10 protein-coding genes are annotated in these 12,075 nt (G+C 74.2%); 7 read left to right on the forward strand and 3 right to left on the reverse strand.

The window, feature by feature from the left end:
* The first annotated feature begins 156 nt into the window (after window positions 1-156).
* From aspS to EKG83_RS11345, 4 genes are all read left to right on the forward strand, one after another.
* A complete protein-coding gene (aspS, locus tag EKG83_RS11330) occupies window positions 157-1,929 on the forward strand; it encodes an aspartate--tRNA ligase (protein WP_033434454.1) in 1,773 nt (590 codons plus the stop codon).
* A gap of 3 nt (window positions 1,930-1,932) precedes the next feature.
* Complete coding sequence (locus tag EKG83_RS11335) at window positions 1,933-2,874, forward strand: DUF389 domain-containing protein (protein WP_033434453.1); 942 nt, start codon at window positions 1,933-1,935, stop codon at window positions 2,872-2,874.
* 112 nt (window positions 2,875-2,986) lie between these two features.
* Complete coding sequence (locus EKG83_RS11340) at window positions 2,987-4,186, forward strand: hypothetical protein (RefSeq protein WP_033434452.1); 1,200 nt, start codon at window positions 2,987-2,989, stop codon at window positions 4,184-4,186.
* Between the two features lie 51 nt (window positions 4,187-4,237).
* A complete protein-coding gene (locus EKG83_RS11345) occupies window positions 4,238-5,077 on the forward strand; it encodes an SGNH/GDSL hydrolase family protein (protein ID WP_228122573.1) in 840 nt (279 codons plus the stop codon).
* Here the strand turns inward: EKG83_RS11345 and EKG83_RS11350 are convergent.
* Genes EKG83_RS11350 through EKG83_RS11360 form a run of 3 tightly spaced genes read right to left on the reverse strand, consistent with a single transcriptional unit; the run spans window position 5,074 to window position 9,973 of the window.
* The gene (locus EKG83_RS11350) at window positions 5,074-6,879 is read right to left on the reverse strand and encodes an ArnT family glycosyltransferase (RefSeq protein ID WP_033434451.1); all 1,806 of its coding nucleotides are present in this window, start codon (window positions 6,877-6,879) and stop codon (window positions 5,074-5,076) included. The two genes, EKG83_RS11345 and EKG83_RS11350, sit on opposite strands and share 4 nt — an antisense overlap.
* Window positions 6,876-8,165 (reverse strand): bifunctional glycosyltransferase family 2/GtrA family protein, encoded by a 1,290-nt coding sequence (locus EKG83_RS11355; protein WP_228122574.1) that lies wholly within the window; start codon window positions 8,163-8,165, stop codon window positions 6,876-6,878. Before EKG83_RS11355 ends, EKG83_RS11350 begins: the two co-directional genes overlap by 4 nt.
* A gap of 38 nt (window positions 8,166-8,203) precedes the next feature.
* Window positions 8,204-9,973: an ArnT family glycosyltransferase gene (locus EKG83_RS11360; protein WP_033434450.1), complete on the reverse strand. Its 1,770-nt coding sequence runs from the start codon at window positions 9,971-9,973 to the stop codon at window positions 8,204-8,206.
* Window positions 9,974-10,344: 371 nt separating this feature from the next.
* Between EKG83_RS11360 and EKG83_RS11365 the strand changes: the two genes are divergently transcribed.
* From EKG83_RS11365 to EKG83_RS11375, 3 genes are all read left to right on the forward strand, one after another.
* The gene (locus EKG83_RS11365) at window positions 10,345-10,512 is read left to right on the forward strand and encodes a hypothetical protein (protein WP_153278014.1); all 168 of its coding nucleotides are present in this window, start codon (window positions 10,345-10,347) and stop codon (window positions 10,510-10,512) included.
* A 359-nt stretch (window positions 10,513-10,871) separates the two neighbouring features.
* A complete protein-coding gene (locus tag EKG83_RS11370; protein ID WP_051766733.1) occupies window positions 10,872-11,867 on the forward strand; it encodes a helix-turn-helix transcriptional regulator in 996 nt (331 codons plus the stop codon).
* 5 nt (window positions 11,868-11,872) lie between these two features.
* On the forward strand, window positions 11,873-12,022 hold the full coding sequence (locus EKG83_RS11375) for a hypothetical protein (RefSeq protein WP_153278015.1): 150 nt from the start codon (window positions 11,873-11,875) through the stop codon (window positions 12,020-12,022).
* Window positions 12,023-12,075 lie beyond the last annotated feature (53 nt).

Raw genomic sequence — 12,075 nt, forward strand, 5'->3', positions numbered from 1 at the left:
ACTCCACCGGGCCCCGCCGAGGAGGACCGACCGCGGGCACCCGGCCGGGGGCCGCCGCGGTCCTCCTCGGCGAAACCTGGTGGCACCGGCCACGGGGGCGTTGGCTAGCCTTGACGACCGACCGTCAGTTGAGCTACCCCGAGGAGAGCAGTACCCGTGATGCGCACGCACGAGGCCGGGACGCTCCGCGCCGAGCACGCCGGGCAGTCCGTCACCCTGACCGGGTGGGTGGCCCGCAGGCGCGATCACGGCGGCGTCATCTTCATCGACCTGCGGGACGCCTCCGGCGTGGTCCAGGTCGTGTTCCGCGAGGGCGAGATGGCCGAGCGCGCCCACCGGCTGCGCTCCGAGTTCGTGGTCCGGGTCGTCGGCGACGTCTCCCGCCGCCCCGAGGGCAGCGAGAACCCCGAGCTGCCCACCGGCGAGGTCGAGGTCTACGCCTCCGAGCTCCGGGTGCTCAACGAGGCCGCCCCGCTGCCGTTCCAGCTCGACGACCACCTGGAGGTCGGCGAGGAGGCCCGGCTGCGGCACCGCTACCTGGACCTGCGCCGCAGCGGCCCGGCCAAGGCCATGCGCCTGCGCAGCGAGGCCAACCGGATCGCCCGCGACGTGCTGCACGCCGAGAAGTTCGTCGAGGTCGAGACCCCCACGCTGACCCGCTCCACCCCCGAGGGCGCCCGCGACTTCCTGGTGCCCGCCCGCCTGCGCCCCGGCTCGTGGTACGCGCTGCCGCAGTCGCCGCAGCTGTTCAAGCAGCTGCTGATGGTCGGCGGCCTGGAGCGGTACTACCAGATCGCCCGCTGCTACCGGGACGAGGACTTCCGCGCCGACCGGCAGCCGGAGTTCACCCAGCTCGACATCGAGATGAGCTTCGTCGAGCAGGACGACGTGATCGCGCTGTCCGAGAAGATCCTCCGCGCCCTGTGGCTGGAGCTGGCCGGGCACGAGATCGCCCTGCCGATCCGCCGGATCAGCTACGCCGAGGCCATGGCCAAGTACGGCACGGACAAGCCCGACCTGCGCTTCGGCCTGGAGCTGACCGAGCTGACCGAGTACTTCAAGGACACGCCGTTCCGCGTGTTCCAGGCCCCGTACGTGGGCGCGGTCGTGATGCCCGGCGGCGCCTCCCAGCCCCGCCGCACGCTCGACGCCTGGCAGGAGTGGGCCAAGCAGCGCGGTTCGAAGGGCCTGGCCTACGTCCTGGTCAACGAGGACGGCACGCTCGGCGGCCCGGTCGCCAAGAACCTCTCCGACGCCGAGCGCGACGGCCTGGCCAAGGCCGTGGGCGCCAACCCCGGCGACTGCGTGTTCTTCGGCGCGGGCGACCCGGACACCGCGCGCGCCCTGCTCGGCGCGGCCCGCGTGGAGATCGCCCACCGGGTCGGCTTGATCGAGGAAGGTGCCTGGTCCTTCGTCTGGGTCGTGGACTTCCCGATGTTCGAGGCCGCGGACAAGACCGACGACGTGGCGGTGGGCAGCGGCAAGTGGACCGCGCTGCACCACGCGTTCACCTCGCCGACCCCCGAGTGGGTCGACCGGCTGGAGGAGGACCCGGGCAACGCCCTGGCCTACGCCTACGACATCGTCTGCAACGGCAACGAGATCGGCGGCGGCTCGATCCGAATCCACCGCGCGGACGTGCAGCAGAAGGTCTTCGGCATCATGGGCATCGGCCCGGAGGAGGCGCAGGAGAAGTTCGGCTTCCTGCTCGACGCCTTCAAGTACGGCGCCCCGCCGCACGGCGGCATCGCGTTCGGCTGGGACCGGATCACCATGCTGCTCGGCGGGTTCGACTCGATCCGCGAGGTCATCGCCTTCCCCAAGAGCGGCGGCGGCTACGACCCGCTGACCGCGGCGCCCGCGCCGATCACCCCGCAGCAGCGCAAGGAGGCGGGCGTGGACTTCAAGCCCGCGCCCACCGAGAAGTAGCCGGTGCTGCACCTGCGGGTGGTGAGCCCGGTCGACCGCACCGACGGGGTGCTCGACCTGCTCGGGGCGCACCCCGGCGTCACGCACGTGGTGCTGCTGCGCGGTGCCGCCGTCGACCCCGCGGGTGACGTGGTGGAGGCCGACGTCGCCAGGGAGGCCGCCGACGAGGTGGTGGCCTCCCTGTGCGCGCTCGGCGTCGACCGCTCCGGCGGGATGACCCTGGAGCAGGTCGACACCGCGCTGTCGGACGCGGCCGACCGCGCCGAGGAGGCCGTGCCGGGCGACGGCGCGGACGCCGTGGTGTGGGAGGAGCTGATCGCCCGCACCGGCGAGGAGTCGCGCCTCAACGCCACGTTCCAGGCGTTCCTGACCATCGCGTGCCTGCTCACCGCGGTCGCGGTGGTCACCGACTCCCCGGTCACCCTGGTCGGCGCGATGGTGGTGGGCCCGGAGTTCGGGCCGCTGGCCGCCATCGCGGTCGGCCTGGTGCTGCGGCGCTGGGACCTGGTCCGCCGCGCCGGGACCGCGCTCGCGGTCGGGTTCCCGCTGGCGATGCTGATCACCGCGTTCGGCGCGTGGCTCGGCTCCCGCGCCGACCTGTTCGACCGCGACCTGGCGCTGGCCGGGCACCAGGTGGACTTCGTGTTCGAGGTCGGCCCGTTCTCCTTGATCGTGGCGCTGCTCGCGGGCGCGGCCGGGATGCTCTCGATGACCTCCGCCAAGTCCGCGGCGCTCGTCGGGGTGTTCATTTCGGTCACCACCGTGCCCGCCGCGGGCTACGCCGCCGTCGCCGCGGTTCTCGGGGAGTGGGACATATGCCTCCGGTCGGTTGCGCAGTTGGCCGTCAACCTGGTCGGCGTGGTCGTGGCCGCGGCGCTGGTCCTGGCGCTGCGCAACCGGCGCGGCCGGCGCCGTGACGTGGGCCGACCGTTGTCGAGCGGCTGACTTCGCGTCGATTTCGCCAAAAGGTGGCATCCGGTGCCGGGCGAGCACTACCGTCACGGTGCCCGGACGGGTTCTGTCAGGTCGGGGGCCACCGGGGGTAGGGTCGGAGGCAATGAGCGTGGACATCACCGCCGGCCCGCAGGACATCGACGACGCTGCCCCCTCCGAGCTGGACGACGCGGTGAAGGCGGCGGAGTCCGTGTTGAGCGGGAGGTTCGGAGCGCCGGTCCGGCTGGCCGACCCCGAGGACCTGGGGGGAGCGGGCCGGTCCGTGGTCGCGCGCGTCCGGGTGGCCCACACGCCGTTCTCGCTGCCGCGCACGCTCGTGCTCAAGCGCTACCCCTCGCCGGTGGCCGACCGCGACCCGTTCGCGCACGAGGTGGTGAGCCACAAGCTGCTCACCGCGCTGCCCGGCGAGGACCGGCTGACCCCGGAGCTGGTGGCGCAGGACAACGGCAAGCGGCTGGTGGTGCTGGAGGACCTGGGCAAGGCGCCCCGGCTGGCGGAGAAGCTGCTGGGCACCGACGCGCGGGCCGCCGAGCGGGGCCTGCTGGCGTGGGCGCACGCCATGGGCAGGCTGCACGCGGCCACGGCGGGCCGGGACGCGGACTTCGACGCGCTGATGCGCCGCCAGGGCAGCCAGTGCTGCGCCGACCCGATCGCGGTGGACGTGCACACGGCCCTGGCCGGCCTGCCGGAGCTGCTGGCCGACTCGCTGGGGGTGCCCACCCCGGACCCGGTGCGCGAGTTCGCCGAGCAGGCCGTGCGCGGGTTCGTCACCTCCCGCCGGCGGGCGTTCAGCCCGTCCACCTCGTGCCCGGACAACAACCTGGTGACCAGCCGGGGCGTGCGGTTCCTGGACTTCGAGGGCGGGTGCGTGCGCGACGTCGTGTTCGACGCGGCGTGCCTGCGGGTGCCGTTCCCGTCGTGCTGGTGCGCCTACGGCCTGCCCGCGGGCATGTCGGAGGCGATGGTCGCGGCGTGGCGGGCCGAGGTGTCGTCGGTGTGGCCGGACCTGGACGACGACGCGGTGTTCCTGCCGCGGCTGCTGGAGGCGCAGCTGCTGTGGGTGTGGCTGGGCACGTGGCGCGGGCTGCCGGGGCTGGGCGCGGCGCTGCCGTCCGGGCACCGGCCGCTGGACTCGCCGCCGCGCGGCACGGTGCTGACCGCGCGGTGGGCGCGGCTGCGGGCCGACGCGCTGGCGCTGGGCGTCAAGCACGTCGCGGCGCACGCCGACGAGGTGGTCTCGGCGCTGGTGGCCCGGTACGGGGCGCACGTGGCGGAACTGCCGGTGTACCCGGCATTCCGGTAGCGTTCCGCTGCCCGTACCCCGCCTTTCACGTGGCTGCGCGATCGTTCCGACGTGGCCGATGCGGTGCGCCGGAGGGTGGACAGCCTGGTGGTCCTGGGCGACTCGACGACGGCGGGCGTGGGTGACCCCCTGCCCGGTGGTGGGTGGCGGGGCGTGGGCCCGCTGCTCGCGGCGGCCTTCCCGGGCGCCCGGTACCTCAACACCTCGGTGACCGGGGCGCGGGCGGCCACGGTGCGGCACGGGCAGCTCGGGCCGGCGCTGGCGGCCCGCCCGGACGCGGCGGTGGTGCTGGTGGGCATGAACGACGCGCTGCGGTCGGACTTCGACGCCCGGCGGCTGCACGCGGACCTCGACGCGGTCGTCGGCGCGCTGGCGCGGGCCGGCGCGGTGGTGGTCACCGCGCGGTTCCACGACCACAGCCGGGTGTTCCGCCTGCCCGGCCCGCTGCGGCGGGCGCTGCGCGCCCGGGTCGGGGAGCTGAACGCGGTCGTCGACGCGGTGGTGCTGCGGCACGGCGCCGGGTGCGTCGACCTGGACCGGGTGGCCGGGGCCTACGAGCCCGGGACGTGGGCGGTCGACCGGCTGCACCCCTCGGAGCTGGGGCACCGGCGGCTGGCGGCGGCGTTCGCGGCGCGGCTGGCCGAGCTGGGCTGCGAGGTGCCGGGGCGGGTGTCGCTGACGTGCACCGGCGGGCTGCGCACCACCCCGCTGCACCACGCCGGTTGGCTGGTGGTGAAGGGCGTGCCGTGGCTGTGGCGGCGGGGCCGCGACCTCGTCCCGCACGCGGCGGCGATCCTGTACCGCTCGTGGGTGGGGCGGCCCGAACCACGGGCGGGGGCGGTGGCGCCACCCCCCGTTCCCGCGCCACCGCCCCTGCCGGCCGACGGTTAGCCGAGCTTGTAGACCGTCGTGCCCCCCACGGTGGTCTCCTCGAAGTTGGCCGCCACCCAGTCGCCGATCTCACCGCCGCCACCACCGGGACCGCCGCCCATGCCGCGGCCGCCGACGACGTAGTAGCCGATCCGGCCCTCGGCGACGTACCGCTGGAACTCCTCCAGCGTGGGCGCGGGGTCGCCGCCGCTCCAGCCGCCGATGCCGATGACCGGCCTGCCGGAGTCCAGCGCCAGTTGCGCGGCGCTCTGCGCGCTGACCGTGGCCGCGGCCCACGTGCCGGTGGTGCCCTTGAGCAGGTCGACCAGCTCCTGCGACGTGCCACCGCCCATTTCGCCCATGCCGCCCATCCGGTCGGCGTAGGCACCGGGCCCGGACATCGGGATGGACCCGCTGTGCGCGGTGGCGGCGGTGGCGACGCCGAACGCGGTGGAGGACAGCACCGCGGTGACCGCGGCCAGCGCGGCGACGCGGCGCACGCCCATCACGATCGCGGTGGCCACCAGGACGGTCAGCGCGGCGACGGTCCACCGGACGGCGGGCACCCAGTCGGGGTAGCGGTTGAGCAGCGCGAAGCCCCAGAACCCGGCGGCGGCGACCACCAGCGCGAGCGCCACGCGCACCGGCAGGTGGGCGCGCCCGCGCCACAGCTCGCGGCCGGTGATCGCGACGATCGCGGCCACGCCCGGCGCCGCGGCGACCGTGTAGTACGGGTGGGTGATGCCGCTCATGAAGCTGAACACGACGCCGTTGACCAGCACCCACAGGCCCCACAGCACCAGCGCGGCGCGGGTGCGGTCGGTGCGCGGCGCCCGGCGGGTGAACCACAGCCCGGCGAGCAGGCCGATCAGCGCGGCGGGCAGCAGCCACGAGATCTCGCCGCCCATGCTGGCCCCGAACAGCCGGTCGATGCCGGTGCTGCCGCCGAAGCCGATGTTGCCGTTGCCCATGCCGCCGCCCATGCCGCCGCCGGCACCGCCGAAGATGCGGCCCAGGCCGTTGTAGCCCAGCGCCAGCTCCCACAGCGAGTCGTTGGACGAGCCGCCGATGTAGGGCCGGGACTCCTTCGGCCACACCTCCACCAGCAGGACGAACCAGCCCGCGGACACGACCAGCGCGAGCCCGGCGCCCAGCAGGTGCAGGAACCGCTTGCCCAACGACGTCGGCGCGGCCAGCAGGTAGGCCGCGGTGAACGCGGGCAGCACCAGCAGCGCCTGGCCCATCTTGGTCAGGAACGCGAACCCGACCGCCACGCCCGCCAGCGCCAGCCACCACGCCGAGGCGCGCTCGGTGGCCCGCACCGCGCAGTAGGCGCCCGCCACCATCAGCAGCACCAGCAGCGCGTCGGGCAGGTTGAACCGGAACATCAGCACGGCCACCGGGGTGACCGCGAGCGCCGTGCCCGCCATCAACCCGGCCACCGGGCCGGAGGTCCGCTTCACCGCGGCGTGCAGCAGCCACACGGCCAGCACGCCCTCGATCGCCTGCGGTGCCAGCACGGTCCAGCCGGAGAAGCCGAAGACGCGGGCGAACAACCCGCTGACCCACAGCGAGGCGGGCGGCTTGTCCACGGTGATCACGCCGCCGGCGTCGGAGCCGCCGAACAGCCAGGCGGTCCAGCTCTGCGCGCCGGCCTGGGTGGCGGCGGCGTAGTAGCTGTTGCCCCAGCCGGAGTCGGTGAGGTGCCACAGGTAGAGCACCGCGGTGCCCGCGAGCAGCACGACCAGCGCGGGTGTGGTCCAGTTCCGCCCGGGTGCCGGCGCGGCGGGCGCCGGGGCGGGTGCGGTCAGGGTCGCGGTCATCGGGTGGTCTCCAGGGGGTTGTCGCCCGGGGCGGGGCTGTGGGTGTTCTCGGGGACGGGGCCGTGGGCCGGTTCCGGGGCGGCGGCCTGTCGCGCCCGGCCCGGGCGGAAGACCCAGTTGCGCAGCAGCAGGAACCGCAGCACGGTGGCCAGCAGGTTGGCGCCGACGACGGCGCCCAGCTCGGCCGGCCCGCCGGGCTCGGCGACCCGGTGCACCAGCGCGAGCGAGCCGCTGGTCAGCGCCAGGCCGAGGGCGAAGACGAGCAGCCCCTCGAACTGGTGCCTGCCGGCGTCGCGCCTGCCGCGCACGCCGAAGGTGAACCGGCGGTTGGCCGTGGTGTTCGCGATCGCGGTGACCAGCAGCGCCACCAGGTTCGCGCCCTGCGCGCCGATGCCGCCGCGCAGCAGCACGAACAGCAGCAGGTAGGCCAGGGTGCTGACCACGCCGATCGCGCCGAACCGGACGAGTTGGCGGAACAGGCCCACGGGCACCCCCGGTGTCCTCGGCTCCAGCGGTCGCCTGCCCAGCTGGGCGCTCAGCTCGCCGACCGGGATGCGCCCGGTGGCCAGGCCGCGCATGACCCGGGCCACGCCCTTGAGGTCGGCCACGGCGGTGGACACCAGGTCGACCCGGCTGTCGGGGTCGTCGACCCAGTCGACCGGCACCTCGTGGATGCGGGCGCCCGCGCGTTCGGCCAGCACCAGCAGTTCGGTGTCGAAGAACCAGCCGGTGTCCTCCACGTGCGGCAGCAGCCGGCGCGCCACGTCGGCGCGGATGGCCTTGAAGCCGCACTGGGCGTCGGTGAACCGGGCGGCGAGCGTGCCGCGCAGGATCAGGTTGTAGCAGCGCGAGATGAACTCCCGCTTGGGGCCGCGCACCACCCGCGCGCCGCGCGCGAGCCGGCTGCCGATCGCCAGGTCGGAGTGCCCGGAGATCAGCGACGCCACCAGCGGCGCCAGCGCCGCCAGGTCGGTGGACAGGTCGACGTCCATGTACGCCAGCACCGCGGCGTCCGACGCCGACCACACGGCCTTGAGCGCCCGGCCCCGGCCCTTCTGCGCCAGGTGCACCGCCGCCACGCCGGGCAGTTCGCGCGCCAACCCGTCGGCGACCTCGGCGGTCCGGTCGGTGCTCGCGTTGTTCGCGATGGTGATGCGGAAGGGGTAGGGGAAGGTGCGGGAGAGATCGGCGTGCAGCTTGCGCACGCACGGCCCGAGGTCGCGCTCTTCGTTGTACACGGGGACCACCACGTCGAGCACCGCGGTCGTCAGCGTCGCGAAGGTCATGGCCTCACCGTCGTGCCCGGGGCTTGGCGCTTCGTGTGTCATGCCTGTGCGCCCGCTGTGAGGTCGTAGACGGTCACACCGTCCACTTCGGTCGCGGTGAAGTTCTCCTCGACCCACTCGGCGATCCGCTGGGACGCGTCGCTGCCGGACTCGGCGGGCATGCCCGCGCCGCCCAGGAAGTAGTGGACGCGTCCGTCCTCGACGAGCTGTCGGAACTGCTCCGGCGTCGGTGCGGGGTCGGTGCCGTTGAACCCGCCGACGGCCATCACCGGCATGCCGCTGCCGAGCTGGAACCCGGCCGCGTTGTTCGACCCCACGGCCGCGGCGGCCCACGTGTAGCCGTCGCTCTCGCGGAGCAGGGCGACCAGTTCGTCACCCGGTTCGCTGGCGCTGAGCAGACCACCGGGCCCGCCCATGCCGCGCATCATGGTGAACCCGCCGCCCATCCGGCCGCCCAGCGCCGGGCCCGCGCTGGGGATCGCGCCGGAGTGCGGCGTGGCGGCCGTGGCCACCGAGTAGGCGCCCGGCCCGAGCAGCACGGCGACCAGCGCGACCGGCACGACCGCCGCGGCGGGCGCGACGGCGGCCAGGAACAACCCCACCGCGGCCAGCAGCCCCAGCACCAGCACCACCGAGGCGAGCAGCGCGGACCAGCCCAGCAGCAGCAGGTAGCACTGGAGCGCCGACACCGCCGCCGCACCGGACAGCGCCGCGGCGGCGACGGGTTCGTGCCGCCTGCGCCACAGCGCGAGCGCGCCGGTGCCGATCAGGCCGCCGATGGCCGGTGCCAGGGCCACCGTGTAGTAGGAGTGGATGATGCCGCTCATGAAGCTGAAGACCAGGGCGGTGACCACCAGCCAGCCGCCCCACAGCGCGAGCCCGGCGCGCCCGGTCCGGTCGGCCGCCCACCAGCCGGCGACCAGCAGCACCACGGCGGTCGGCAGCAGCCAGGCGATCTGGCTGCCCATCTCCGAGCCGAGCAGCCGGCTCCACCCCGTGGACCCCCACCCGCCACCGCCGCCGACGCTGCCGACCTCCTCACCGGTCAGCCGGCCGAGGCCGTTGTAGCCCAGGGCGAGTTCGAGCACGCTGTTGCCCTGCGAGCCGCCGATGTAGGGGCGGGAGCCGGCGGGCACCAGCTCCACCGCCAGCACCCACCAGCCGCCCGCGACGACCACCGCCCCCAGCGCCGCGGCCAGGTGCCGGAGCTTGCGCGCCGTTCCCGCCGGCGCGAACACCAGGTACACCAGGCCGAACGCGGGCAGCACCAGGAACGCCTGGAGCATCTTGGCCAGGAAGCCGAAGCCCACCGCCACGCCCGCGAGCACCAGCCACCGCGCCGAGGCGCGTTCGGTGGCCCGCACCGTGCAGTAGGCGCCCGCCACGAGCAGCAGCACCAGCAGCGCGTCCGGGTTGTTGAACCGGAACATCAGCACCGCCACCGGCGTGAGCGCCAGCACCGCGCCCGCGACCAGCCCGGCCGCTTCGCCGGACGTGCGGCGCACAGTGGCGTGCAGCAGGCCGACGCTCGCCACGCCCATCAGGGCCTGGGGGACCAGGATGCTCCACGCGTTGACCCCGAACAGCCGGGCCGACAGGCCCATCACCCAGGTGGCCGCGGGCGTCTTGTCGACGGTGATGGCGCCGGAGGCGTCGGTGGCCCCGAAGAACCAGGCGGACCAGCTCCGGGCACCCGCCTGCGCGGCGGCGGAGTAGTAGGCGTTGGCCCAGCCGGAGTCGCCCAGGCGCCACAGGTACAGCACCGCCGTCCCGGCCAACAACAGCAACAGGGGTAGTCGCGCTCGCATGCGGTCGAGCCTGTCCGGCCGGGCTGGGTGGTCCTTGTGCCCCGCCTGTGAGCCGGCTGTGCGCGGGAAGATCACCCGCACCCGGCGGCTCGCGCCGAACCCGCCCGCTCAAGCCCTGCTTGCGCCCAGCCCTGCCCGGGCCCAGCCCTGCCCGCGCCCGGTGTCCCGCCCCAAGTTTGATGGAGGTGTCGAACACCCGGAGGATTCACGGTCATGGCGGCACCGCGGAAGTACCCCGACGAGTTGCGGGAGCGGGCCACGCGCTTGGCGGTCGAGGCCGGGCACGACCACGACGGACGCGGCCAGGATCGCCACGCACACCCACCCGACCAGCACTGCTGCTCTGACCGGTTGAACTCACCCAGTACCGGGTGATCCGCTGCACCCGGCGGCTGGCCGAGGCGTTCAACTCGTTGCACAAGGTCGAGTTCGTCCGCGATCGCGGCTCGTGGTGGGGCCCGGACGACCCGGAGATCGCGACCGTCGAGTACATCGAGCCGAGAAGCTCACCCGCGCCCGCGATGATCCGGAACGGCTGACTCGCGGCCTGGGCTCGCGGCACCACCCGACCGGGCAGGCCGGCACCGACCGGGTCACGGCCACCGACCCCGCCACCGGCAAACCCACCCTGACCTGGTGGTTCGACCAGGCCGCACTGGACGCCGAAGCCGCTACCGACGGTCTGCCCGGCATTGCCGATCTTCTGCCTCATCGAGCGTTCCGTCCGCCGGGCCCTCGCCCCGGACACCACCACGACCGGGCTGCATCCCGGCTCGCGGTCGACCCGACCCGACCACCATGATCGATCAATCCCCGATTCCGGGGACCACCTCACTCATCGCCATGTGCGAAAGACGGGGCTAGCGTGGCAGTAACTCGACTGTTGAGGGTGACTGCGATGGCGGAGGGTGCCGGGGTGCCCGGGATGGTGCCGGTGGAGCGGGCCGAGCTGGCTACCCGGGACATGGATGTATTGGCTGACATGGTCAGGGAGCTGGTCGTTGACCACACGCCCAGCTTCCGGTGCCCCGACCCCGGCCAGGCCGCTGGGCTGATCCGCTCGGCGACGGCGCAGGGGCTGAACGCGGCCTTGTTCCGTTACCAGGGTTTCGCCTACAGCGCCGAGATGAGCCCGACCAGCCCGCCCATGGCGGTGACGTTCCTCCGGGGCTCAGGTGTCATCGCGACCGCCCAGGAGGAGATCCGGCCCGCGGACGGGGACGTCTTCCTGCTGCCGCCCCACCAGCCCGCCACGGCCACCATCGACCAGATGGAGGCCATCATGCTGCGGATCCCGTGGGCTGCGGCCGCTGATCTGGCCCAGCACCATGCCGGGCTGCCCGCGGGCGAGCTCCGGTTCGAGGCCATGGTCCCGGTCTCGCCGGCCCGGCAGCGCGTGTTCGCCCGGACGGCGCAGTTCATCTGCGGTCAGGTGACCACCTCCGGGGCGGCCGGAATCCACCCGTTGGTGCTGCCGGAGCTGACCCGGGTGGCCGCCGCCGCGTTCCTGGAAACGTTCCCGAACACGACGATGACGGCCGGGTACGTGCCCGGCCCGGGCTGGGTGGCGCCGGCCGCGGTGCACCGGGCGGTCGTGTTCATCACCGAGAACGCCGCCCAGCCGGTCACGGTCGCCGAGATCGCGGCGGCGGCCGGGGTCACCGGCCGGGCGCTGCGGGAGGCGTTCCTCCGTTATTTCGAGATCACGCCACAGGGTTTTCTGCGCCGGGCCCGGCTGGAGCGCGCCCACGCCGACCTCACCGCCGCCGAACCGGGCAGCGGGGTGACCGTCGCCGAGGTGGCCCGCCGGTGGGGCTGGGCCGGCAGCAGCCAGTTCAGTGCCGCCTACCGGCAGCGGTTCGGGGTCACGCCCGGCCGCACCCTGCGAGGCTGACGGTGGTGCCCCCCGAGGTCCGCACCTCTGAAATCGAGGTCTCCGGTGCGGAGGGGATGGAACACCTCCTCACCGGTGCCTACGGCACGTCCACCCGCATCCGCGCCGATGGCGGCCCGCATCTGATGCGCCACCACCGACCGACGCGGGCCTGATCCCCCTGGCTGCCGTCCACCAGTCGGCCGACCTCCAATGCGAGGTCGAGCCG

The organism is Saccharothrix syringae (assembly GCF_009498035.1).
Lineage (GTDB): Bacteria > Actinomycetota > Actinomycetes > Mycobacteriales > Pseudonocardiaceae > Actinosynnema > Actinosynnema syringae.

Bases quoted from the DNA above. Each gene is read 5' to 3' on its own strand.
- EKG83_RS11340 (WP_033434452.1), top strand. From the start codon at position 2,987: ATGAGCGTGGACATCACCGCCGGCCCGCAGGACATCGACGACGCTGCC.
- EKG83_RS11350 (WP_033434451.1), bottom strand. From the start codon at position 6,879: ATGACCGCGACCCTGACCGCACCCGCCCCGGCGCCCGCCGCGCCGGCA.
- EKG83_RS11355 (WP_228122574.1), bottom strand. From the start codon at position 8,165: ATGACCTTCGCGACGCTGACGACCGCGGTGCTCGACGTGGTGGTCCCC.
- EKG83_RS11360 (WP_033434450.1), bottom strand. From the start codon at position 9,973: ATGCGAGCGCGACTACCCCTGTTGCTGTTGTTGGCCGGGACGGCGGTG.
- EKG83_RS11370 (WP_051766733.1), top strand. From the start codon at position 10,872: ATGGCGGAGGGTGCCGGGGTGCCCGGGATGGTGCCGGTGGAGCGGGCC.